Source organism: Streptomyces sp. NPDC002328, assembly GCF_042890065.1.
In the GTDB taxonomy this organism is placed as follows: Bacteria; Actinomycetota; Actinomycetes; order Streptomycetales; family Streptomycetaceae; genus Streptomyces.
Map to the genome: position 1 here is coordinate 21,341 of NZ_JBIARQ010000009.1, position 22,021 is coordinate 43,361.

The 22,021-nt window shown below is 70.7% G+C and carries 28 protein-coding genes and 2 pseudogenes; 19 read left to right on the forward strand and 11 right to left on the reverse strand.

Annotated elements, in window-relative coordinates:
- Positions 1-162 precede the first annotated feature (162 nt).
- A complete protein-coding gene (gene tnpA / locus ACFYX4_RS22520; protein WP_389336881.1) occupies positions 163-531 on the reverse strand; it encodes an IS200/IS605 family transposase in 369 nt (122 codons plus the stop codon).
- Positions 532-615: 84 nt separating this feature from the next.
- Between tnpA and ACFYX4_RS22525 the strand changes: the two genes are divergently transcribed.
- On the forward strand, positions 616-1,896 hold the full coding sequence (locus tag ACFYX4_RS22525) for an RNA-guided endonuclease InsQ/TnpB family protein (RefSeq protein ID WP_389336016.1): 1,281 nt from the start codon (positions 616-618) through the stop codon (positions 1,894-1,896).
- Positions 1,897-1,953: 57 nt separating this feature from the next.
- Positions 1,954-2,064 (forward strand): hypothetical protein, encoded by a 111-nt coding sequence (locus ACFYX4_RS22530; RefSeq protein WP_389336884.1) that lies wholly within the window; start codon positions 1,954-1,956, stop codon positions 2,062-2,064.
- Positions 2,065-2,204: 140 nt separating this feature from the next.
- On the opposite strand, the gene ACFYX4_RS22535 is transcribed toward ACFYX4_RS22530, so the two are convergent.
- From ACFYX4_RS22535 to ACFYX4_RS22545, 3 genes are all read right to left on the reverse strand, one after another.
- Entirely contained in the window at positions 2,205-2,798 is a 594-nt protein-coding gene (locus ACFYX4_RS22535) for a DUF4291 domain-containing protein (RefSeq protein WP_389336019.1), read from the reverse strand.
- A 437-nt stretch (positions 2,799-3,235) separates the two neighbouring features.
- On the reverse strand, positions 3,236-3,493 hold the full coding sequence (locus ACFYX4_RS22540) for a hypothetical protein (RefSeq protein ID WP_389336022.1): 258 nt from the start codon (positions 3,491-3,493) through the stop codon (positions 3,236-3,238).
- A 253-nt stretch (positions 3,494-3,746) separates the two neighbouring features.
- Positions 3,747-4,406: an NADPH-dependent F420 reductase gene (locus ACFYX4_RS22545; protein WP_389336025.1), complete on the reverse strand. Its 660-nt coding sequence runs from the start codon at positions 4,404-4,406 to the stop codon at positions 3,747-3,749.
- 98 nt (positions 4,407-4,504) lie between these two features.
- On the opposite strand from ACFYX4_RS22545, the gene ACFYX4_RS22550 reads away from it, so the two are divergent.
- From ACFYX4_RS22550 to ACFYX4_RS22560, 3 genes and pseudogenes are all read left to right on the forward strand, one after another.
- Entirely contained in the window at positions 4,505-4,882 is a 378-nt protein-coding gene (locus ACFYX4_RS22550) for a winged helix-turn-helix transcriptional regulator (RefSeq protein ID WP_389336028.1), read from the forward strand.
- Between the two features lie 7 nt (positions 4,883-4,889).
- Positions 4,890-5,347, forward strand: a pseudogene (locus ACFYX4_RS22555) (DUF4291 domain-containing protein); the annotation flags it as partial.
- Between the two features lie 259 nt (positions 5,348-5,606).
- Positions 5,607-5,891 (forward strand): hypothetical protein, encoded by a 285-nt coding sequence (locus tag ACFYX4_RS22560; protein ID WP_389336031.1) that lies wholly within the window; start codon positions 5,607-5,609, stop codon positions 5,889-5,891.
- Between the two features lie 105 nt (positions 5,892-5,996).
- Here the strand turns inward: ACFYX4_RS22560 and ACFYX4_RS22565 are convergent.
- The 4 genes and pseudogenes from ACFYX4_RS22565 to ACFYX4_RS22580 all read right to left on the reverse strand — a co-directional run.
- Positions 5,997-6,664 (reverse strand): annotated as a pseudogene (locus ACFYX4_RS22565) (restriction endonuclease); the annotation flags it as partial.
- A gap of 94 nt (positions 6,665-6,758) precedes the next feature.
- Positions 6,759-8,153, reverse strand: coding sequence for a hypothetical protein (locus tag ACFYX4_RS22570; RefSeq protein ID WP_389336034.1), 1,395 nt, complete (start codon positions 8,151-8,153; stop codon positions 6,759-6,761).
- Between the two features lie 114 nt (positions 8,154-8,267).
- Positions 8,268-8,447: a hypothetical protein gene (locus tag ACFYX4_RS22575; protein ID WP_389336037.1), complete on the reverse strand. Its 180-nt coding sequence runs from the start codon at positions 8,445-8,447 to the stop codon at positions 8,268-8,270.
- 244 nt (positions 8,448-8,691) lie between these two features.
- Positions 8,692-9,567, reverse strand: a complete 876-nt coding sequence (locus tag ACFYX4_RS22580) for an undecaprenyl-diphosphate phosphatase (RefSeq protein WP_389336040.1) — start codon at positions 9,565-9,567, stop codon at positions 8,692-8,694.
- A gap of 318 nt (positions 9,568-9,885) precedes the next feature.
- Here ACFYX4_RS22580 and ACFYX4_RS22585 point away from each other — a divergent pair, with 318 nt between their 5' ends.
- From ACFYX4_RS22585 to ACFYX4_RS22595, 3 genes are read left to right on the forward strand one after another with little or no spacing between them, the layout of a single operon-like run.
- Positions 9,886-11,094, forward strand: a complete 1,209-nt coding sequence (locus tag ACFYX4_RS22585; protein ID WP_389336043.1) for a Gfo/Idh/MocA family protein — start codon at positions 9,886-9,888, stop codon at positions 11,092-11,094.
- Positions 11,091-12,017: a PmoA family protein gene (locus ACFYX4_RS22590; protein ID WP_389336046.1), complete on the forward strand. Its 927-nt coding sequence runs from the start codon at positions 11,091-11,093 to the stop codon at positions 12,015-12,017. Before ACFYX4_RS22585 ends, ACFYX4_RS22590 begins: the two co-directional genes overlap by 4 nt.
- The gene (locus ACFYX4_RS22595) at positions 12,011-12,727 is read left to right on the forward strand and encodes a cupin domain-containing protein (protein ID WP_389336049.1); all 717 of its coding nucleotides are present in this window, start codon (positions 12,011-12,013) and stop codon (positions 12,725-12,727) included. The genes ACFYX4_RS22590 and ACFYX4_RS22595 overlap by 7 nt, the downstream gene beginning before the upstream one ends.
- 579 nt (positions 12,728-13,306) lie before the next feature.
- On the opposite strand, the gene ACFYX4_RS22600 is transcribed toward ACFYX4_RS22595, so the two are convergent.
- Entirely contained in the window at positions 13,307-13,780 is a 474-nt protein-coding gene (locus tag ACFYX4_RS22600; RefSeq protein ID WP_389336052.1) for a winged helix-turn-helix transcriptional regulator, read from the reverse strand.
- Between the two features lie 40 nt (positions 13,781-13,820).
- Complete coding sequence (locus ACFYX4_RS22605) at positions 13,821-14,639, reverse strand: TVP38/TMEM64 family protein (protein ID WP_389336055.1); 819 nt, start codon at positions 14,637-14,639, stop codon at positions 13,821-13,823.
- Positions 14,640-14,698: 59 nt separating this feature from the next.
- On the opposite strand from ACFYX4_RS22605, the gene ACFYX4_RS22610 reads away from it, so the two are divergent.
- Entirely contained in the window at positions 14,699-16,261 is a 1,563-nt protein-coding gene (locus ACFYX4_RS22610; protein ID WP_389336058.1) for a recombinase family protein, read from the forward strand.
- An 837-nt stretch (positions 16,262-17,098) separates the two neighbouring features.
- Here the strand turns inward: ACFYX4_RS22610 and ACFYX4_RS22615 are convergent.
- A complete protein-coding gene (locus tag ACFYX4_RS22615) occupies positions 17,099-17,614 on the reverse strand; it encodes a hypothetical protein (protein ID WP_389336061.1) in 516 nt (171 codons plus the stop codon).
- Between the two features lie 199 nt (positions 17,615-17,813).
- Between ACFYX4_RS22615 and ACFYX4_RS22620 the strand changes: the two genes are divergently transcribed.
- The 10 genes from ACFYX4_RS22620 to ACFYX4_RS22665 all read left to right on the forward strand — a co-directional run bounded on the left by ACFYX4_RS22620 (position 17,814) and on the right by ACFYX4_RS22665 (position 22,021).
- Positions 17,814-18,065 carry a helix-turn-helix transcriptional regulator gene (locus ACFYX4_RS22620; RefSeq protein ID WP_389336064.1) on the forward strand — a complete coding sequence of 84 codons (252 nt, stop codon included), beginning with the start codon at positions 17,814-17,816 and terminating at the stop codon, positions 18,063-18,065.
- Positions 18,065-18,250: a hypothetical protein gene (locus ACFYX4_RS22625; RefSeq protein ID WP_389336067.1), complete on the forward strand. Its 186-nt coding sequence runs from the start codon at positions 18,065-18,067 to the stop codon at positions 18,248-18,250. Before ACFYX4_RS22620 ends, ACFYX4_RS22625 begins: the two co-directional genes overlap by 1 nt.
- A gap of 192 nt (positions 18,251-18,442) precedes the next feature.
- Complete coding sequence (locus tag ACFYX4_RS22630; RefSeq protein ID WP_389336070.1) at positions 18,443-18,667, forward strand: hypothetical protein; 225 nt, start codon at positions 18,443-18,445, stop codon at positions 18,665-18,667.
- A complete protein-coding gene (locus ACFYX4_RS22635; RefSeq protein WP_389336073.1) occupies positions 18,660-18,962 on the forward strand; it encodes a hypothetical protein in 303 nt (100 codons plus the stop codon). The genes ACFYX4_RS22630 and ACFYX4_RS22635 overlap by 8 nt, the downstream gene beginning before the upstream one ends.
- Entirely contained in the window at positions 18,955-19,617 is a 663-nt protein-coding gene (locus ACFYX4_RS22640; RefSeq protein WP_389336076.1) for a LuxR C-terminal-related transcriptional regulator, read from the forward strand. The genes ACFYX4_RS22635 and ACFYX4_RS22640 overlap by 8 nt, the downstream gene beginning before the upstream one ends.
- Positions 19,614-20,084, forward strand: coding sequence for a hypothetical protein (locus ACFYX4_RS22645; protein ID WP_389336079.1), 471 nt, complete (start codon positions 19,614-19,616; stop codon positions 20,082-20,084). Before ACFYX4_RS22640 ends, ACFYX4_RS22645 begins: the two co-directional genes overlap by 4 nt.
- On the forward strand, positions 20,081-20,839 hold the full coding sequence (locus ACFYX4_RS22650) for a hypothetical protein (protein WP_389336082.1): 759 nt from the start codon (positions 20,081-20,083) through the stop codon (positions 20,837-20,839). Before ACFYX4_RS22645 ends, ACFYX4_RS22650 begins: the two co-directional genes overlap by 4 nt.
- Entirely contained in the window at positions 20,836-21,033 is a 198-nt protein-coding gene (locus tag ACFYX4_RS22655) for a hypothetical protein (RefSeq protein WP_389336085.1), read from the forward strand. Before ACFYX4_RS22650 ends, ACFYX4_RS22655 begins: the two co-directional genes overlap by 4 nt.
- Positions 21,030-21,515 (forward strand): RusA family crossover junction endodeoxyribonuclease, encoded by a 486-nt coding sequence (locus ACFYX4_RS22660; RefSeq protein WP_389336088.1) that lies wholly within the window; start codon positions 21,030-21,032, stop codon positions 21,513-21,515. Before ACFYX4_RS22655 ends, ACFYX4_RS22660 begins: the two co-directional genes overlap by 4 nt.
- Positions 21,512-22,021 carry a hypothetical protein gene (locus ACFYX4_RS22665; RefSeq protein WP_389336091.1) on the forward strand — a complete coding sequence of 170 codons (510 nt, stop codon included), beginning with the start codon at positions 21,512-21,514 and terminating at the stop codon, positions 22,019-22,021. Before ACFYX4_RS22660 ends, ACFYX4_RS22665 begins: the two co-directional genes overlap by 4 nt.

A 22,021-nucleotide genomic window follows, 5' to 3' on the forward strand; every position in this document is an offset into this window, starting at 1 on the left:
GGCCCAGAACCGAAGTTCCGCATCCGTGCCCTGCACACGGCGGACACGATCAGCGTCTACCTCTGATCTTGGCCAGTGCTCCGCCCTTCAGGGCGGGGGTGAAGGCCATCCTTGGACCGGAGGCGCGGAGCGCCGGAGTGCTCTGCGCCCTCGGGGTGACGGTCAGACGGGGCGTTGCTGGTTCTCGATGTACTGCTTGACGACGGTCAGGGGTGCCCCGCCGCATGATCCTGCGACGTAGGAGCCGGACCAGAAGTGTCCACCCCACAGGTACTGGCGGACATGGCTGTCGTACTCCTGGCGGAGCCTGCGGGAGCTGACGCCCTTGAGGGGATTTACCGGCTTGGAGAGCTGGACCTTGGGCGGGTGGTGCACGAGCAGGTGGACGTGGTCCTGTTCGCCGTTGAACTGCTTCAGCTCGGCCTCGAAGTCGGCGCAGACCTCCCGCATGATCTCTTCTGTGCGGGTCAGCATGGCGTCGGTGAACGCCTTCCGCCGGTACTTGGTGACAAAAACCAAGTGAACGTGCAGGTTGTAAACAACATGGCGACCGGTTCTGGCATCGGGATCAGGGTCTCCAGCGTGGTGACATAAACCAACGGTAGGCTCTCGATTGTGAGCCACAACACCTTGGTCAAGCGGCAGTTCGGGCACCGTGCCCGGCTCGCGCTGTCGCCTGCCGAGAGGTTGAAGGCAGACGGCCAGGCGCACGCGGCCCGCACGATGTGGAACCTGCTCCACGCGTGGTGGCAGATGATGCCGCAGGCGAAGCGGACACTCGCGAACGCGGACGCCGCGATCCGTCAGGCCCGCCAGGACATCGACTTCCTGGCCGTCCTGCCCGCCCAGGCCGCGCAAGCGGTACTCAAGACGTACGTCCAGGCGTGGAAGAACTGCTGGGACGGGCGCGCCGGCGCCCCGGACTTCAAGGGCCGGTTCCGCACGGTGATGTCCGTGGACATCCCCCAAGGCCGCGACCTGAACATCACCCGCGTGCACCGACGCTGGGGCACGGTCAACCTTCCCAAGGTGGGCCGGGTCCGCTTCCGGTGGACCAAAGACCTTCCCGTAGGCAGGCGCGCCAACACGGAGAACCGGATCACCGGGGCACGACTGATCAAGGACGCGCTCGGCTGGCACATCGCCTTCCGTGTCCAGACCCAGGAAGTCGAGCCCGAGCCCCACCAGGGGCCGGACATCGGCATCGACATGGGCGTCACCGTGCCCATCGCCCTCTCGGACGGCGAAACCTACGAGCACGGCGCATGGCTGACCGGCAAGGAGAAGGCCAGGCTCCTGTGCTTGGAGCAGCGTGCCGCGCAGCGCAAGCGGCACCGCAGGCCCGGCGAGCGCACCAGCCGCCGGCTGCACCGCACCTACGACCAGATCGCAGGACTGCGCGCGAAAGCCAAGCGCCGGGCCCTGGACTGGCAGCACAAGACCACCACCCACATCGCCCGCACCTACGGCACCGTCGTGGTCGAAGCACTCAGCATCACGAACATGGTCAAGTCGGCCAGGGGAACCATCGAGGAGCCGGGGAAGAACGTCGGCCAGAAGGCTGGGCTGAACCGTGCCATCAGCGCGGAGGCCTGGGGCCGGACGGTCAGCATGCTGGCGTACAAGACCGCCCGGCTCGGTGGCGCCGTGGTCAAGGTCCCCGCCCCCGGCACCTCCCGGCGCTGCTCAGCCTGCGGCCTCACCACGCCCGGCAGCCGGGAATCCCAGGCCGTGTTCGTGTGCAAGAACCCGGACTGCGGCTGGTCGGGCAACGCCGACCACAACGCGGCCCGCAACGTCCTGCACCTGTACCGGACGGGCCTCGCGCTCGTCCCGGCTGCCGGGAGGGCAGTCGTCAGGCGCGCACAGCGCGTCAAGCCCGCTGCCGCGAGGTAAGCAGGAATCTCCCGGCCTTCAGCCAGGAGAGCACTTCAACAGGCCTACCGCCCGCAGATCCGCGACGCGGCGGCCCGCGACGGACGTTTCCCACCGGCGTGGAGCCGCGAGCGCATGACGTGGATCATCAAGCAGCGTTCGCAGACCTTATTCATGCTGCTGGCATGACTGTGAACGACTGCTGGCGAGTTGCTCTTCGACGGACAGCATCCCAGCGGTGGGAAGCCACCTGCCTGCCCCCCGACCTGGCGAGCATGTGCTGCGGTGTGACCCGTGGGTGATGCCTGCCGTTGTGTCCGGACTGTCGGTCAGGGACGCAGGTGGGCCAGTAGTTCGTCACTGGCGGGGTATTCCTGTTCCTGGGGGAGAAGCCGGGTTGCTGAGTCCAGGTCACCGCTGCTGACGAGTGCGTGGATCTCGTGGGCGAGCGGGGTCACGTCACTGATGGACACGACCCACTCGTTCGCGTAACGCGACGATGCCTCGCCTGAGAGCCCCAGTTGCAGCGAGCGGTGCGGCAGGGGACGCAGGTGCAGATCGCGTTCGGGATCCCACTGGACACGGGCCGGTGCGCGCTTGAGGTCACGCTGCCAGGTGCCGCGATCGGGATGCAGTCCGCGGACGTAGCTCGACAGGCAGGCGTGGCGCAGCGCCCAGTCGAAGCCGTCGCGAGTGATCTCGATGGCAAGGACGGTCTCCTGCCCGGTGCTCGTGCCCCAGTTGGAGCGGTACATCATCCACATGAAACTGGGCTTGATCCACGTCATGCGGTCCGGCTTCCACGCGGCGGGAAAACGGCCGTCGCGGATGGCGGGCAGTCCGATTTCAGGGGAGTACGCCTGGTAGACGGTGATCGTGGATGCCGTGTGATGCGCGCGGATCCTGCGGTGCGGTTCTTCCATGGCGTACAGCGTGGAGTCGGCCAGGTCAGTAGCCCACCGATTTTCGACCGCCGCTCGTTGCGATGGTGCACGTCGGACGCAGCACCGTGGGGGGTTGTCGGTGCCACACCTTGCCCTCAGACGCCCGAATTCACACAGGGTGGATATTGGTGGTCTACGGTGTCGAGGCGATCCCCGTCGGGACAAGAGGCCCGAAGTCCGTTCCGGCCAGGTTGATCAGTCACGTGTGGCCCGTCAGGCTTCCTGGAGACGCGCAAGAGTCACGCACGCGGCTAGACATAGATCATCAAGCCGCGTTGACAGACCTTTATCCGTCGCTCGACGGGTTCGTGCACGCTCTTCCGTGGATCAGGCATCGTCGGACATGTCGACGTGTCCAGGCCGGTAGCAGGTGCAGGTTCACCGTGCCGCACGTGATGAGGGTCCCGGGCCCAGCCCTACCGCTCCAGCGGTACGGCCGGCGTAGGAAGGTCCAGCAGGCGGGCGAGGGCGGCCGTGACAGCAGAGCAGTGGTCCCGCAACTGCTGGGATGCCCAATCGGCCGCCAGTGCGAGGAAGTCGGCCAGGTCTCGCTCGGCACCAACAAGCAGGTCACGGAGCTCGGTGACGGGCAGCTCGATCACCGGGCTGTCGCTCTGCTCGGCATTGACGGTGAGCCGGACGACGCTGCCGAAGTGCTCCGCAATCGGTGACACGGGGTCGTGGCCGAACCCGAGCGGGCCGCCGTCGTCGACGAACCGATGCCAGTCGCTCAGCAGGTGACAGCTCGCCGCTGAGCGGCAGGAAATCGAACGACTTGAACTCAGCGACGGGCCAGAGGCCGAAGCCGTCAGCGGTGGTCATCTCCAAGACTGGCTGCATCACGATCACCTGGCGCAGTGTTCCGCACCCTCCGCCCGTCGCGCCTCCCGGTTACGCTGTCGCCGGGTGTGAGAGGTACGGCTACCCCTATGAGCTGGTGCGCCTGTCGACTGAGGGGACCTGCGGGACCGCGGAGTTGGGGTCGAAGCCTGCGAAGGCCAAGCCGATGACGAAACCCGCCACCTCCTCCAACTGGCGGACGCGATCCAGTGCCCCCAGAGTCGCCGGGATCCCGCCGACGTCACGGACCAGTTCGCCGACGACGTGCAGTGCCGTCTCATCATCGCCGCACATCGCCACCGTCACATGGGACTGGCCGCCATTCGGCGGACTCGTCCACTGGTCGGCGGGAAAGAGATGGAACGCCTTCACGACCCGGGCCCCTGGAGCAAGCCTGGCGATCCGCCCCGCCATCGACTCCCCGTATCCGGTGAGCAGAGTCCCGACACCATGTGCCACAGCATTCGTGGGATCGATCAACGGTGTCCCGTCGAGGACGCCGTCTGACGCGCCCACCGAATTCAGGGTGTCCTCGACGCCGTCCCATGACACGGCGAGCAGCACCGCATCGCGCCCGATCACCACCTCACGCGGCGGGACGGCGAGCATGCTGTGCCCCAGCCGCTCAGCCAGCTTCTCCGCCTTCACCTGTGACCGCCCGCCGAGCGCCACCTCATGCCCCGCACGTGCCCAGCCCTCGCCCAGTGCCGCCGCAAGTGTCCCTGTTCCCAGGATCCCGATGCGCATCGTCGCTGCCTCCCAAACAGTGGTTCGTCGGGTAGGCACGGTAAGTGAGGCGTTACGCACCGATCGGTGTGTGACAACCCAGCATGATGGGGGGCGAGATGACTGATCACGACGCCCACGGCCACGATTTCGTCGCCGACTGCCGTCTGCGCGCGGCCACCGATCTCTTCACCCACACCTGGGATCCCGTAGTCCTGGCGGCTCTTCGCGCGGGACCGCGCCGACGCCGCGAGCTGCGCACCGCAATCGGCGGCATCAGCGACAAGGTGCTTACCGACTCCCTGCACCGTCTGCTCGCCGCCGGACTGGTCGAACGCCACGCACACGCCGAGGCCCCGCCTCGCGTCGAGTACGCCCTGACCAGCTTGGGGCAGAGCCTGGTCGAGGGCCCGATGACCGTGCTCGGCCGCTGGGCGACCGAGCACGGTGACGAGCTGCTTGAAGCCCAGGAGAGCAGTACCTCAAAAGGTCTGTGAGCGCGGCTTGACGTGGATCAAGCCGTCTTCCTGTGGATGATGTACCGCTGCGGCTGGGCCACGAAGGAGGGCCAGGAGACCGTCCTGGCCGTCGAGATCACGCGTGAGGGCTTCGAGTGGGCGCTGCGCCACGCCTGCCTCTCGCATTACGTGCCGGAGCTGCACGCCGATCAGGCCGACTGGAAGCAGCAGTTGAGGCAGTCGTCCGCCCGGGTCCAGTGGGACCCGGAACGCGACCTGCACCTGAACCCCCTGCCCCACCGATCCCTCCAACTGGGCCTCGCGGGCGAGGCGACGATCCGGTACGCCGACGAGTGGATCGTCGGCATCGAGAACGTCACGCCGTTGGCGAAGGAGGTGCACGCGCTGGTGCGTGCGGGGCAACTGGCCCAGGCGGCAGAGCTGTTGCCGGAGGAGCGGCCGTACCCGGTGGCGGAGGATGCGGTGGCTCACCTGCGGCGATAGCTCCGCCGGACAATCACCGGGTGGGCATCGTGCTCCGCGAGGGGGCTGAGCAGCTACCGGCCCAGGCTGCGCTACTCCGATGCAGGGGCTGTCTCGTGGCGCACCCGCGCAGGGCCTTGCGTCGGGCCGGCGGCCGCCGTTCGGATCACCCGAGGCGGCCCTTCAGGTGATTGCCGGACGACTCATGAGCCTGACAGCCGCCGCGGGGGTACGACGTCTCACCGGAGGACGAACCCAGAACGCCGTGAGGAGCTTGGGAATGTACGCAGCAGTCCGGCGGTACGAAGGAGTGACCGATTCGGCCGAGGCGGCACGTCTCGTGAACGAGGGGTTCGTGCCGCTCATGCGCCAAGTCCCCGGCTTCGTGGCCTACTACTGGATCGACGCCGGGGCCGGAGTGATGGTCTCGACCAGCGTTTTCCAGGACCGGGCCGGTGCCGAAGAATCGATCTCGAGGGCTGCGGACTTCGTGCGGGACAACCTCGCGTCACTGCTTCCCAACCCTCCCGAGGTCACGGCCGGCCAGGTGGTGGCTTCCGCATGACTGCCTTCGGACCAGCCACGTGAGACGGCCTCCAAGGCCGTACCGGCCTCCCGTGTGCCCACATGGTCGCCCCGTGGGCAGCTGGGCTCTGGAGGTCGTCGCCCCTGCCGGGTCGTACGCCGCCGCGACCTGGCGTGGAAAGCCCTCGGGCACGCGGTCGAGGCGTAGAGCGCGGCGGAGAAGTACTCCACCACGGAATCGGGGTCCCGGCGCCGCACGCCGTCGGTGATCGCGGTGACGCCGGCGTTGTGCCGCCGGACCTCAGCGAGCTGCCCGTCGGCCCACTGCCGGTACTCCCTTTCGTACGCGGCGAGTTCGCGCTGCCGCTGAGCCTCCGCGGCCTGGGCGGCCTGCCGGTCCCGCTCGAAGCGGGCTTGCGCCTCGGCCTGCGCCTGCGCCCGACGGCTCGCGGTCCAACCGCCCTGCGCCTGATAGTGATGCGACTCCGGCATGGGCATGGGGTATGCCAACGGCCCCGGAGCGAACGGCTGCACCTCCTCGGACCGCAGGAGAGACGAAGCCCTGAAGGGCGAGGCCCGGCAACCGGCGGCGAGAAGGCCTTGCAGAGACGCGACTTGCGCGTCCAGTTCCGCCGTACGACGCAGCGCCTCCGCCTGCCGGTAGTCACGGTGGCTCTGGGCGGCTCGCCGCTGGTAGGCCCGCGCCTGTTGCTCCTGCTGTCTCCGTCGCCTGGCTTCGGCTTCCAGTTGGCGCTGCTGCTGCCGCTGCATTTCAGCCCAGACGCCGACATAACCAGGAGAACGACGACTCATGTGCTGCTGGCCCTCCCCAAGGCGGATTTCGGTTGACCCCGCAACCAAGTGTGACAAGACGACTCTAGCCAGCAATCGCCGTTCCGCATATCCGTCAGCGAGGGATGCCCGCGTCGTCCAGGCAGCGGTGCATGACCTCCGCGGGAAGGCCGGGGTTGGCGAGGGCGTGCAGGCGGGTCTCCGGGTCCTCGCAGCTTCGGAGGAGGAGATCGACCGGCAGCGCGGGATGCGCGGCGGCCATGGCGCGTACGCGTTCGTCGGGGTCGCTGAGCAGACGGACCACCACGGCGACGGGCGCTTCGGCGTCCCGTCCCACCAGCCGTCGCTTCTCGGGGTCAGGGTCGTCGGCGAAGCGCTGTCCGTTGCCCGCGCTCGGGAAGTTCGGGTGGCGCAGCAGATCGCCCTTGGTGATGACCTCGCAGTCCAGATAGGTCTGCAACACCACCTCGCCGTCGACCGTCGGCTGGTTCTCGCACAGCAGCAGTCGTACGGCGTAGTCGTCGTCCTTCGAGAGCAGGTCGACGGCGTCGGCGGGCAGGTGCCGGCTGAAGGCGGCGCTGCGCCGCAGCAGCGTGTTGGCCGACCTGGCGCATCGGCGCAGGACGTCGGGATCGGCGCAGAGACGAACCCATTCGACGGGATGGAGCCGGTCGGACGGCCCGATGGCGACGTCGACGGCGGTGCGTTCGGCCTCCGTCAGCTCGGGTCGTACCGACACCGCCAGCCGGACGCCGTGCGCCTCGTCGTCCGCCAACTTCCGCACGATGTCGATGGGAACCTGGAGATTGGCCGCCAGCTCCCGCCGCTCCTCCTCATCGGGGCTCACCGCGAGCCGTTCGGCGGTCGCGACGCGCATGGCGCCGTGACGGATCACGTCCTGCCTGGTGAACGGGCTGGTCTCCGCGTCGAGAAGAAGATCCGTGAGACGTGCGTCCTCACGGCAGGCGTGCATCATGGCCGCCCTGCGGACGTCGTCGTCCGCGTCGTCCAGCAGACGCTTCCGGGTGTCCTCCGGCAGCAGGTCCCATTGCCGGCAGGCCGCCTCCCGGAGGGCCGCGTCGCGGTGGCCGGCGAGCTCGGCGACCAGGCCGGGAGCGGTGTGGCGGCTGAAGGCCGCGCTGCGGCGGACCGGCAGGACCGGGTCGGCGAGCAGGCGCCGCTGAGTGGACAAGGGCAGTGGCCGCACGGGAAGGCGGAACCAGTCCGGCCCGGCGGCCAGGGCGTGGCGGACGCGGTGATCGGGGTCGTCCACCAGCTGGGCCCGTTGCTCTGCCGTCACCTCGGGGTTGTCGGCGAACGCCGACCGCAGCCTGCGGTCGGGATGCGCGACGACGGCGTCGACCACCTCGTCCGGCAGGGCACGCCAAGCGATCCAGTTCCAGGCCGCGGCGGCTTCCTCGCACAGCAGCCTGGTCAACACCCCGACCGGCGCCGCGGGATTGCGCGCGATCGCGACAAGGGTCTCGCGGTGGTCGAAGTCCTCGCACATGGTGCCCCTCCCCGGCCGCACGGGCGTCAAGTCCACCGGCCGGGCGCGGGAGCCGTCCAGCCGTACAGCAGGCTTCCCCGTGACACAGGCGATCGGCAGGGGCCTTGCGCCGCCTCACGCCGCCTTGACCACGGCGCCCCGCACGGCCGCCGCCCACTCCACCACCAGCAGCTCGTACTCCGCCCGTTCCTGGGGCGACAGGGAGCCGCCCGCGCGCAGCCACAACGCGCGGATCTGCTCGTTCACCTCGGCGGCAGAGCGCACGGAACCAGGGGCCAGAGAACTGGGGGACATGGCCGACAGCCTAGGCGCAAGCACTGACACTGCGCTACCGCGTGGCTACGCAGAACGTATGGGGTTGGTCACGAGCGTTCCGTCCGCGCGCCCTCGGCCGACCCGGCCGGTGAGGAACGCGCGTACGTCCCCGCGGAAGCCCCGGCCGACGCGACAGGCCTCCGCCGCGTCCGGGGCGGACACGGGGAGGCCTGCGTGGATCGCGCTCAGGTCGAGCGGCGCCGGCGGTCGGGGCCCTACCGGGTCAGCCCGCCGACTCCGCCGCGTGCGGGCTCAGCGCCCCCGTCGCGACCAGGGCGATGATCACGATGCCCAGGACCACGCGGTAATAGACGAACGGCATGAAGGACTTGGTGCTGATGAACTTCATGAACCATGCGATGACGGCATAACCGGTCACGAACGCGATCACCGTCGCGAACGCCGTCGGGCCCCACGACACGTGGCCGCCCTCCATCGCGTCCTTCAGCTCGAACACGCCCGAGGCCAGCACCGCCGGGATGGCGAGCAGGAACGAGTAGCGGGCCGCCGACTCGCGTTTGTAGCCCATGAACAGGCCGCCGCTGATCGTGGCGCCGGAGCGGGACACGCCGGGGATGAGCGCACAGGCCTGGCAGAGGCCGTAGATCAGGCCGTCCTTCACGGTCAGGTCCTCAAGACCCTTGCGCTGCTTCGGGGCGCGGTGGCGGCCGCCGTTCTCGTCCCGGGCCGCGAGACGGTCCGCGATGCCGATGACGATGCCGATGACGATGAGCATCGTCGCGGTCACCCGCAGATCGCGGAACGGGCCCTCGATCTGTTCCTTGAGGGTGACGCCGAGCACACCGATGGGGATCGAGCCGACGATGACCAGCCAGCCCATCTGGGCGTCGTGGTCCTTGCGCATCGTCTTGTCGAAGAGCGACCGCGTCCACGCCGAGATGATCCGCCCGATGTCCTTGCGGAAGTAGATCAGCACCGCGGCCTCGGTGCCGATCTGGGTGATCGCCGTGAAGGCGGCGCCGGGGTCCTCCCAGCCCGAGAAGGCCGCGGTCAGCCGCAGGTGCGCGCTGGAGGAGACGGGGAGGAACTCGGTCAGCCCCTGGACGAGTCCGAGGACGAGGGATTCAAACCAAGACATGAGGTTACGGAGTCCAAGTGCCGATCGGGAAGGGCGACGGACACGGCGGGCCGCCGCGCGCGTGGTGATCAAGGGATGTGCCGTAGGCAGCGTAGCGCCCTCGGGTGACAGTCCGGGCACAGGGGTTTCGAAGGCGGGGCCGCAGGGGAGAGGCGCGCCGCATCCGGGCAGGTCGGATGTGTTGACCGGCCAGGGGGCCGCCGCTTACTTTGCTGGCGGAGTGAAAGCGCTTGCTGTGACGCCAGGCGGCGAGGTCCGGTGCTCCGCTCGGTTGTTTCGGTTGTCCGGTTGTCCGTCGGAGGAGTGCTGATCCCGCCCATGTCCCCATCCGCTCCGCCCGCCGGCCGCCGCATCCGCGCCGCCGTCATCGGCACCGGCGCCATCGCCCGCGGCTCCCACCTCCCCGCGCTCGCCCAGCTCGCCGCGGAGGGGGAGACCGAGGTGGTCGCGGCCGTTGACATCGATGCCACCGCCGTCGAGGCCTTCTGCGCGGACGGCGGGATCCCGCACGCCTACACCGATCTGGAGCGGATGCTCGCCGAGCAGCGCCCCGACCTGGTGACCATCTGCACCCCGCCGACCCTGCACCGCGAGCAGAGCGTGGCCGCGCTGCGCGCCGGGGCCTGGGTGTGGTGCGAGAAGCCGCCGGTGCCGACCCTCGCCGACTACGACGCCGTCGCCGCCGAGGAAGGGGAGAAGAACGGTCCGTACGCCTCGATCGTCTTCCAGCACCGCTTCGGCTCCGGCTCCCGGCACGTACGGCGGCTGCTCGCCGGGCAGGCGCTCGGACGGCCGCTCGTGGCGCACTGCCAGACCACCTGGTACCGCGACACCGCCTACTACGCCGTGCCCTGGCGCGGACGCTGGCGGACCGAGGGCGGCGGCCCCGCCATGGGCCACGGCATCCACCAGATGGACCTGCTGCTCGACCTGCTCGGCCCGTGGAGCGAGGTGCGGGCCATGGCCGGCCGGCTCGTCCACGACGTCGAGACCGAGGACGTCTCCACCGCCCTGGTCCGCTTCGAGAACGGGGCGATGGCGACGATCGTGAACAGCGTCCTCAGCCCCGACGAGGTCAGCCGCATCCGCATCGACTGCGAACAGGCCACCGTCGAGCTCACCCACCTCTACGGCCACTCCAACGCCGACTGGCGCATCACCCCGGCCCGCGACGTCCCCGCCGAACGGGCCGCCGCCTGGCAGGACTTCGGCGCCGACGTGCCCAGCTCGCACCTCGCGCAGCTGCGTGAGCTGATCGCCTCCATGCGCGCGGGGGAGCGGCCCCGCAGCAGCGGCGACGACGGGCGCACCAGCCTGGAGCTGATCAGCGCGCTGTACAAGGCGGCGTTCACGGACACCACGGTGCGGCGGGGCGAGATCGGCCCCGGCGACCCCTTCTACACGGCCCTGCACGGGGGCGCGCCCGGCTGGGCCCCCGCCACCGCCCCCGCCGCCCCCGCTCTCGGCTCGGCCTCCGCTCCCACCCCTGCCCCCGCCCCCGCTCGCGTCGAGGAGGCCTCCGCATGACCGGCCTCCGTCTCGTCCACGCGCACGGCGACCGCATCACGGTGACCGACCCCGTCACCGGCGTCGAGCTGCTCGCCTACGTGTACCGGCCGGAGGCCGCCTGGGAGGCGCCGAAGCCGTACATGCACCCCATGCGCACCCTCGCGGGCGACGTCGTCACCGACTACCGGCCCAACGACCACCGTTGGCACAAGGGCCTGTCGCTGACCGCCTCCCACCTCTCGGGCGCCAATCTGTGGGGCGGCAACTCCTACGTCCATGGCGAGGGGTATCTCGAACTCCCCGAACGGGTCGGCTCCATGGCGCACGTCGCCTTCGACGAGGTCACGGCCGACGGCGACCGGGCGGTCATCGCCGAGCGTCTCACCTGGCATCCGCACAGCGGGGAGCTGTGGGCCGAGGAAAGCCGCCGGATCGAAGTCCACGACGTGGACCGGGCGTTCGGCTCCTGGGCGCTGACCTGGACGACCGCCGTCACCAACCGCCGTGACGAGCCGCTGCGGTTCGGCAGCCCGACCACCGCCGGGCGTGAACTCGCCGGGTACACGGGGCTGTTCTGGCGCGGGCCGCGCGCTTTCCGGGACGGCCGAGTCATCGGGCCCGAGGGCGAGGGGCCCGGACTGATGGCCTCGCAGAGCCCCTGGCTCGCCCTGTCCGGCGAGCACGACGGCGCCGACGGCCACGCCACCGTCGTCTTCGCCCACGCCCCCGAGAACGACCACGCCGGCGAGCAAGGCGCCCACCCCGCCCACTGGTTCGTGCGCAACGAGCCCTTCGCCGGCATCGCCCCGTCCTGGTCCTTCTTCGACGAGCTGGAGCTGGCCCCCGGCGACACCCTCACCCGCCGCTACCGCGTGGTCGTGGCCGACGGGGCGTGGGAGCGGGAGGAGATCGCCAAGTACCTTCAGGCACACCCGTGGTGAGCGCGTACGGCGGTCTGCCCGGCGGGGTCGCCGTCTCGCGCCTGTGCGTCTACGACTGGCCCGCCGCCGACGGCCTGCACGGCGGCACCCCGCACCTGCATCTGGCCTGCTCCGAGGGGTACGTCGTCACCGGCGGGCGCGGGGCCGTGCAGACGCTCACCGCCTCCGGGTACGAGGTGACGCCCCTCGCGCCCGGCACGGTCGCCTGGTTCACGCCGGGCACCGTCCATCGGCTCGTCAACGAGGACGATCTGCGCATCACCGTCCTCATGCAGAACAGCGGACTGCCCGAGGCGGGCGACGCCGTCCTCACCCTGCCCCCGGAGTACCTGGCCGACCCGCAGGTCTACGCCGCCGCCACCACGATCCCGGCCGACGCCCCCGAGGAGGAGCGGGCGCGCATCGCCCGCGCCCGGCGCGACCTGGCCCTGGAGGGCTACCGCGCCCTGCGCGAGGCGGACGGCCCCGAGGCCCTGGCCGCCTTCCACCGGGCCGCCGCCGCCCTCGTACGGCCCCGGCTCGCCGAGTGGCGCGAGCGGTGGCGGCGCGGCGCGGCAGCCGCGGCGGCGGCGACGGGGGAGCAGCTCGACCGGCTGGCGCGGGGCGACGTCTCCCACCTCGCCGACGCACTCGTACACGCCGAACAGCCCTCGGAACTGGGCAAGTTCGGAATGTGCGGCCGACTGGACGTATACACACAACCAACCTGACGCCCATCGCGCAGGCAGGTGCGCAGGTGCGCAGGTACGCCGGGCCGCCATCGGCCCGTCGCCGCCCCGCTGCCGATCCGCTTTCGGGCCGCCGTCGGGTCGCCACCGGTCCGCCGTCGGGTCGCCACCGGCCCACCATCGCCGTCGCGCCGCCGTCGGCCCGCCTCGGTATCGCCGTCAGGCTGCCGCCGAACCGCCGTCGGGTCGCCACCGGTCCGCCGTGGGTCCGTCACCGGCCCGCTGTCGCGCCGCTGCCGATCCGTCTTCGGTCCGCCGTCAGGCTGGCACCGGTCCGCCGTCGGGTCGCCACCAGGCCGCCACCGGCCCACCATCGCCGTCGCGCCGCCGTCGGCCCGCCTCGGTATCGCCGTCAGGCTGCCGCCGAACCGCCGTCGGGTCGCCACCGGTCCGCCGTGGGTCCGTCACCGGCCCGCTGTCGCGCCGCTGCCGATCCGTCTTCGGGTCGCCGTCAGGCCGGCACCGGGCCGCCCCCGGCCTGCCCCCGGTCCGCCGCTGAGTCGCCACCGGTCCGCCATCGGGCCGCCGTCGCCCCGCCATCCGCCCGCCTCGGTATCGCCCTCAGGCTGCCGCTGGGCCCCTCACCGACCAGCCGGGGGTCTGGGGGTGGGGTGTCAGGTGTTCGTGGTGGAGCTTGCCGCCGCAGGCTGCGCAGACGACCAGCGGGGTCAACTCGTGGCCGCAGACGTGCTCGACGATCATGGGGCGGTCGCCGTCCTCGCGCAGATGGCGGTCGCCCCACGCCATGAGCGTCATCAGCACCGGCTCCAGTTCGAGACCGGCCGGCGTGGGCCGGTACTCGAAGCGCTGCGGGCGTTCGCTGTAGGCGCGCTTGGTGAGGATGCCCGCGTCCAGGAGGCGGCGCAGCCGGGTGGCCAGGATGTCGCGCGGGGCCCCGATGTTGCGCACCAGCTGGTCGAAGCGGCCGTTGCCGAGGCAGACCTCCCGCAGGACGAGCAGGGAGTACTTCTCACCGACGAGCGCCAGGGCGTCGGCGATGGAGCAGGGACGCGGGTCTTTCGTCGAGGCGGCCATGCGGAAAGTCTAGGGGAGGGTTGGATTGTCCAACCCTCCGTCACTTGGCGCGCAAATGGTGCCGCTTGCGCCAGGCCAGCGCCGCGCCCGCCAGCGCCGGCAGGGCGATGCAGGCCATCGAGATCAGGAACAGCGGCGAGGTCGGCGACGAGGCGCTGGACCCGGCGACGACGTACGCGGCCGTGTTCGGGACCGAGCCGAGCGCGGTCGCGATCAGGAACGGCAGCCAGCCCATCCGGGAGACGGCGGCGCAGTAGTTCGCCGCCCAGAACGGCACGCCCGGGAACAGCCGGGTCGCCAGCATCGAGCGCAGCCCGTGCCGGCTCAGCTGGTCGTCCGCGGCCTGGAGGAGCCTGCCCCGCAGCAGCGGCCGCAGCGCGTCCTGCCCGAGGAACCGGCCCAGCCCGAAGGCGAGCCCCGCGCCCAGCACCGTGCCGGCCAGGGCCGCGCCGATGCCCAGCTGCGAGCCGAACAGCGCGCCGCCGGCCAGGTTCAGCAGCGGCCTCGGCACGAACGCCACCGTGCACAGCCCGTAGGCGACCGTGAACACCAGGGCCGCCGTGACACCGCCCAGCTGGGGCGGCCAGCCGTCCGCGAGCAGCTTCTGCGGCTCGAACAGCAGCACGCTCGTCGCGGCCGCCGCGAGCAGCGCGATCAGCAGCGCGAACCGGGCCCACGGGGAGCGCAGCATTCTGGAGCAGCGCGCGAACGGGCCGACGGGCCCGGGCTCCGGCTCGGGAGCCGGGGCGGACGCGGCGAGCAGAGGGACGGACAGGGGCACGGGAACGACGAGCTCCGTGGCGGCGGCCCGGGGAGTGGCCGTGGCGGTGCCCCCAGAGCGGGTGGTGGCATCGAGCACTTGACCCCCTAGAAAACACTGACTCTCATGCATCATAGGCATGCCCGGAAGGAGAACTCGTGTTCCCTGCGCCACAACGGCCCTGCCTCTACACCCGACTGTCCTACGCACCCGACGGTTCCCTGGAGAAGGTCGAGCGCCAGGAGGAGGACGGCCGCGCCGCCGGCGCCAGGCTGAACTGGCCCGAGTTCTGCTGTGTCTACGTCGACAACAGCCGGTCGGCGTGGCAGCGCAACCGGAAGCGGCCCGACTGGGACCGCATGCTCCTCACCCTAGACCGTGACAGCGGGCGGCTCATCCCCAGCGACCCCAAGGCTAACCACCACCACGACGCGATCATGACCTACCACGGCGACCGCCTCATCCGGCAGCCGTACGACCTCGAGGTCCTGCTCAACATCGCCGACACCCGGCACATCCCGCTGGCGTCCGTCAGCGGCGTGCGTGACCTGTCCAACCCCGACGACAGGTTCGTGCTGCGCATCGAAGCCGCCCAGGCCTGCCGCGAGGTGGACAACCTCTCCAGACGCCGCAAGCGCGGCTACAAGGCTCAGGTCATCAAGAAGGGCAAGAGCCAGCAGGGCGGCATCCGGCCGTTCGGTTTCGGCGTCCCGAACGGCAAGACGCGCACCAAGGTGGACCAGGACACAGGGGAGGAGTACGAAGTCCCGGTCGTCGACTTCGACAAGCCGGTGCCGCAGGAGACCAAGCACCTCGCCGAGGTGGCCAAACGGATGCTGGCTGGCCTCGGCGTCAACGGCGCGATCGACTACATGAACTCGGTGTCGACGACCACCCGCGGCGGCCCCTGGTCCTCGCGCGTCCTGTGGAATGTGCTCACCGCCCCCCGCATCGCCGGACTCATCGAGTACGAGGGCGCGCTGCACAAGGCCAGCTGGGAGCCCGTCATCACCAACGAACAGCGGGAGGCGTTGATCGCGATCCGCAACCAGCGGCGCGTCGAACAGCCCCACCAGGGCCCGGCGCGCAAGTACCTGCTGGGCGGGGTGCTGCTCTGCGGGCGCTGCCAGTCGATGCGCTGGCGCACGAAGCCCGTCCGCGAGAAGCGCGTCTACGACTGCTTCGAGTGCCATCTGTCGCGCAATCAGGAACACCTGGACGCCTACGTCACCGGCAGGACGTTGCGCCTGCTCAGCTCCAGGCGGTTGCAGCAGGAGCTCTTCGCGGCCGCCACCGAGGGCGGTCCCGAGATCGCCGCTAAGATCACCGAGCTGGAGACGCGCAAGGCGCAGACGCGGGCACAACTCGAATCCCTGGCCGACCACCCGGGTGTCGACCCTGCGCTGTCGTTGCTGGCACTGGCCAGCTTCGACACGAAGATCACCGAGTTGCGTAACCAGCTGAGGATGACGTCCCGGCAGCGCCTGCTGACGCGCATGCTGGGGATCAGCCCGGCCGCCTGGGAGGCGGAGCCGGTCTCCGTGCGGCACGACGTGATAGCGGGCCTGTACAGGATCGAGGTGCTGACGGAGGGCCGGCGCGGCCCCGGGTTCTCGCCGGACAGCGTGGTGCTGCACAGGGAGTCGCTCAGGGCCGCGCCGGAAGGGTCAGGCCCCGAGGCAGACGCCCAACTCCAGCAGGGTGCTGGCGTCGACGCATAGCAGGACCGGTGTGGCCGGTAAGGCAGACGGCGATGGCGCCGGGGCGGGCGGTGAACTGTCCGGCGGTGGCGGCTGTGCCGATGTGGGGGGCGGGCTCGCGCCGCCGGGCGGGGCGTCAGACGGTGGGCCGCTCCCCGACGTTGGCGGGCCGGGTTGCTGAACCCACGCCGTCGTCCACGGTGCTTCCTCACTTCCCTCCCGGCCGCCTTCGTTCTGCGCCGGGGGCGAGCCCTTGGCCGACGGCCGGGCCGGGGGAGCGGTGCCGCTGGAGGGCAGCGGCCGCTCGCTCGGTAGCGGCGAGACGGTTTCGGCCGGGGGCGAGCCAGGCGGCTCGGGGGCCGGCGGGGTGAGGTCGGTGGTCGTCGCCAGGTAGAGGGCCGCGGCCGCAACCGCCGCAGTTGCGGCGGTCCCGCTGGCTACGAGGGCTGGGCGGCGTCTGTGCCAACGGCTCGCCAGCCAGACCGCACCGGCGGACATGCCGCCGATGTACAGGCTCAGGTGTCGCTTGCGGCGGACCGGCGTGGGTAGCGCGGTCCCTGTCGGTGCGGATCCGGTGCGGATCCCGATTGCGTGCAGAATCGTTTCGCTGTCGCGCTCGACGCGTAGCTGTGTGAGCTGCCAGCTGAGTCGCCTCAGCCGCCGGAAGAGCAGATACACGATCAGAGCGGTTGCGCCGAGTGCGCCCGCGAGAATGATTGCGATCATTCCCATCCCCTACGAGCAGCACACGGGTGATTACTTTGTGCGTATAGGGATTGAGGATGCGTCAAAAATTGACTAGGTCACATGCATATATGCGGATCGTGATCTGGTCGTGACATAGCTCTGGTCAACGCCTCACGAAGCGCTACGACCTGCGGTTCCGTGCCGGGGCGGGCTGCCGTTGTCGCCGTCGTCCCCGTCGTCCGCTGCCGCTTCGATCTTCGCGGCGAGGGTGCGTAGGAGGAGCGCCTTCTCTCGGTCGCTGCGGGGCTGGTTGTCGAGCGTGTTGAGGATGACCTGCTGCTGCCACTCGTCGAGCTCGGCAAGCGGGGCCGCCTCGGGCGGTGCCGGCGTCGGCGCCTTCGCGCGCTCCATCTCGCGCAGGATCTCGACGGCCTTCGTGCGGCCGGTCTCGGCGAGGCGGTCTGAGGTGATGCCCAGCGTCCAGCACATGTGAGCGAGGGTCGCGTCAGGGGCGATCACCTCGGTGTCGCTGTCTCGGCGGTAGCCCTTTTCGATCTGGCGCCACCTGCTGCCGCTGAACTTGATCTCCATACGTGCCGCCGCGGTCTCGGGGCTGAGTCCCGAGGCCTCCCGTACGAGGCGGATGAGCGTCGCCTCCGGCGGTGGGGGTGTCGCCGGTGCTCCCATGGCCGTGCTCCCCTGCCCTCTCCGTGTTGGACTTTCTTGGACTGTACCGAACTTAGGGTCGCCTCTGCCTAGGGCTCCACACACAACCTCCACACTCGGACGATCGCAGTACGCGGCCGAAACTGAATGTCAAAGAAAGTGCAACCTACTGGCCGGTAGTGGCTTGTACTGTCCGACTCAGTCACATACAGTCCGATACATGAGAACCCCGATAGACCCCCAGCGGCTCATGCGGCGCAGGGTGGAAGCGGGCCTGAGCCAGACCGCCCTTGCCCGCAAGGTCGGCGTCTCCAAGCAGCTCGTCAACGCGGTCTCCCTCGGCAAGGCGAACTTCAGCCCGGAGACGCTGGCCAAGGTCGCAGAGGTGCTGGGCTGCCAGATCTCCGACCTGCTCCCCGAGGACGACGCCGAGTTCCACGCCCAGGCCCAGACGCGAAGGCCGGCCTCCTGATGGCCGGGCGGATATGCCGCACCGCCGAAGAGGCCTTCCAGGCCGGCTGGGACGAGACGTGCGAGCACAACACCGACCCGGGCGAGTGCCCCGTGTGCGGGCTGACCGACACGGAGATCGCGCGCCTCGTCGTCCTGCTCGGCCACCTGGCGCTGCCCGCCCCGGCGCAGCGAGCAGCGGCCTGATGCGCGCCGCCGTCGGCGTCGTCTGCCGCTGGCTCTGCGGGACGTGCAACCACCGCAACCCCGTGTGGCGGTTCGAGTGCCGCCGCTGCCGGGCCCCCAGACCTCCCGGCACCTGAACGCGAAGAGGGCCCGCCGTGCACCCGGCGGACCCTCGGCCCACCGTCCCCCTGAGAGGAAGAAGAGGTGGACCCGATGCACACCAGCATCGCATACACCGACCTCGCACCCACGCGGCCGGCCTTCGTGCCCCCGCTCGACATCGCCCGCGCCCAGGCCCGCCACGTCCTCGACGAGGCCAACGCCCTGGACCTGGACGTCGTCGACTCCTTCGTCATCGCCCGCGAGTTCGGCGGCCTGTGTGAGGTCCTGCGCCAGGTCCTCGCCGCGCTCGACGCCGAGGACGGCCGCCATGCCTGAGCCCCTCACCGACGACGAGCTGGTCGAGACGCAGCGCATGATCCTCCGCCTGCCGAAAGGCCCGTGGAAGGTCGAGCCGTCCGACCATGGCCTGCCCGACCAGGTCGGCCCCATCGCTTTCCTGGAGACCTGGGCGGACAACGAGCGGATCCCCGTCGTGGAGTTCATCGCCTACGCCCGCGACGCGCTGCCCCGCTACCTCGGCGAAGTCTGCCGCCAGCGCGACCACATCCGCCGCCTGGAGCGCCGCATCCGCCAGCTGGAGTCCGGCCAGGGCGGTGAGCGCCGTGGCTGACGACCGCACCTTCCCCTGGGCGGCCGCCCTCGACGCCGACCAGCTGTCCGCGTTCATCGACGACCTGTGGGGCGCCGCCTCCGGCGACGACGACCTGGTCACCCTCGACGCGATCGAGAAGACCATCGCCGCCCACCGGCCCGACCCGGTGCACTGCCCGCTCACCAAACGGGAGCGGGCCGTCCTGACCGAGCTGGCCAGCGGCGAGACGCACCGCACCGCCGCCCGCAACCTCGACCTCTCGCCGAGCGTCGTGCACAACATCACCGCCGAACTCTTCACCAAGCTCGGCGTCCACAACATCGCGCACGCCGCCGCCGTCGCCGTACACCACGGCTGGCTGCCCGAGCTGCGCGTCCCCGAGCAAGTCCCGCCGCCCCCCGCGTTCAGCACCAGCGGATGGATCCGGGTGTACCGCGAGGCCGCAGACGAACTGCGCGCCGCCCCCGGTGACACCCAGGACATCGGCCCCTACACCTCCTACAGCGGGGCCTCCAACGCGGTCTGGCGCATCCGCAAGGGACTGCTCAAACCGTTCCAGCCGGCCGGTGCGTTCGAGGCCCTGGCCGCGCGCCAGGAGCGAGGCCACTGGTTCGTCACCGCCCGCTACGTCGGCGAGCCCACCCCAACCACCGAGGCAGGGACGCCGTCATGAGGTACGCGACCATCACCGCCGACGGTGAACTCTCCCACCACGACGGCCCGCTGGACTGGGCCGCGCTCATCGGGCCCGAGAGCAAGGCGCGCGTCAACCTGCCCGGCCTCGCCGTGGCCGGCTGGGTCAACGACGTCGGCCTCATCTACCCGAAGCGCTACCCGCGCAACGTGGTCGGCTCGTGCGTGCTCGCCGCCCTCGGCGCTCCCATCCAGCCGTACGCCGGGCGCGTCGTCGTCACCGGCTGGAACCCGGACAACACCTGGCGCGGCCTGCTGGAGATCGAGTCTCTGCCGGAGCCCGTCACCACGCTGGACACGGTCCACGGCGACGTCCTCAAGGCGCTCGCCGGACAGACCCCCCGTCAGATGTCCCCGAGCTGGGCTGAGCAGATACGCGAGATCGCGGACCACGTCCGCACCGCGCCCACCCCCGGCATCACCGTTCGGACGGTGAAGCTGCCATGACCACCCGCCGCCCGTTCACGTCATCCGCCGCCGCCATGGGCACGCAGGCTGCCGCGGAAGCGAAGGCAGGAGAGGGGCCCGTCCGTACCGCCCCGGTGACCCTGCCTGCGGGCGGCGGGACCCCCACGTCCCGTACGTCGTTCACGTCGCCCGCCACCGAGGACAGGACCGGTGCCGCGGGAGCGAAGACGGGCGAGCAGCGTCGCGCTACTCACGCTCCGCTGACCCCGCCTGCGCCGTACGGGAACCCGGCCGGTTCGGAGGCCCACGTCACAGCCTCCGGCCCGGCCGCCCCCACCGCCCGCCTGCTGCCGCCCGTCAGCAACCCCGAAGACCAGGAGATCACTGTGGAGCCCAACCTCCCGCGCGCCGACGGCGGGGCCGGCGAGTTCGTGGACCGGAACGAGGCCGAAGAGGCCGCGGTGCGTGACCTCACGGCGCGCGGCTACCGGGCCGTGACCAGCGAGCAGTGGAGCCGGCAGGGAGCACTGGATGTCCTGCGGGAGCAGATGCGGCGGAACGCGGGGGACCCGCGCCTGGAGATCATCGAACGCTACGCCGCCGCTCTCGCGGACCGGCTCACCGAATTCACAGACGTCTCGCAGCAGGACCTCGCCACGGTGCTGCTGGCGGCCGGCGCCTCAGTCGGATCCCTCGCGATCATGCAGCGTCCGCCCGGACCGATGCTGGCGGAGATCCTCCAAGCAGCCGCCGACGTGCTGGACCGGCGGGCGAACGGCGGTGAGCCGTCGTGAAGACGAGGAGATCGTTCACCCCCCATCCGGACAAGCTGACCGTTGGCCTCTGCCCGAACTGCGGCAAGGCCACCTACCGCACCCGGCGGGAAGCCAAGCGCGCGGCGCGCGGCATGTTCCCGGGCACCCATCACCGGCCCTTCCAGTGCGGCCAGCGGTGGCACATCCAGCTGCTGCGGGGTGAGTCCCGATGACCGCGCCCGCTCTGAAGCTGACCGTGTACGGAACGCCGGGCCCGCAGGGCTCGAAGAACCGCAACGCGGCCGGGGCGCTGTACGAGTCGTCGGCGAAGGTGAAGCCGTGGCGCGAGGCCGTGAAGACGGCCGCGCTGGACGCCCTCCACCACGACGACGCCTGGACGGCGCTGGCGGACGCGGTGTGGCTGGATGTGCAGTTCAGTCTGCGCAGGCCCAAGCACCACTACGGCACGGGCAAGAACGCCGGCCTGCTGAAGCCGGGCGCGCCGCCGTACCCGACCGGCAAGCCCGACCTGGACAAGCTCGTCCGCTCCACCCAGGACGCGCTGAAGGACGCCGGGGTCCTCGCCGACGACAGCGTCGTCGCCAGCCTCACCACCTCCAAGGTCTTCGTGCTCTGGGGCGATGCCCTGCGCACGCCCGGTGCCGTCATCAAGGTCTGGCGCCTGACCGACTTCCTGAAGGAGCCCACCCCGTGACCCAGCTCAAGTTCGACGCGAAGGTGTCGGCCAGCGCGCAGGAGGCGTTGGAGCCGCACATCCGGCCGGTGTACTCCGTGCCTGCCTCCCGGCGTCTGTTCATCGGCGAGTTCGCCGCGATCGAACGCACCGAGCCCGCGCCGGGCACGGAGAAGGAAGCGTCGGTCCGGGTCCGCATCGTCTCCCTGGAGCTGCCCAACGAGGCGCAGGAGGGCTACGTGCGGGAGGCGCTCAGGTTCCTGCACCTCCAGCGCACCGCGCGCGGAACCCTCGACGACGACGGCCAGCTGGAACTGGACGAGTCCACGCTGCGCCTGACCGGTGGTCAGCTCGCCTACCTGGAGACGGCGCGCCTGCGGGCCGCGATAGGCCACTGGGCGCAGTACGCGCGCCGTGTCCTGCACACCTCCGGCCTCACGGTCTCCGAGGTCCTGCACGAGATGAAGACCGTCGCGGACGGCCTGGCGGCCGGCCTCGACGGCGCGCGCGGCGACAGCGAGGACTGA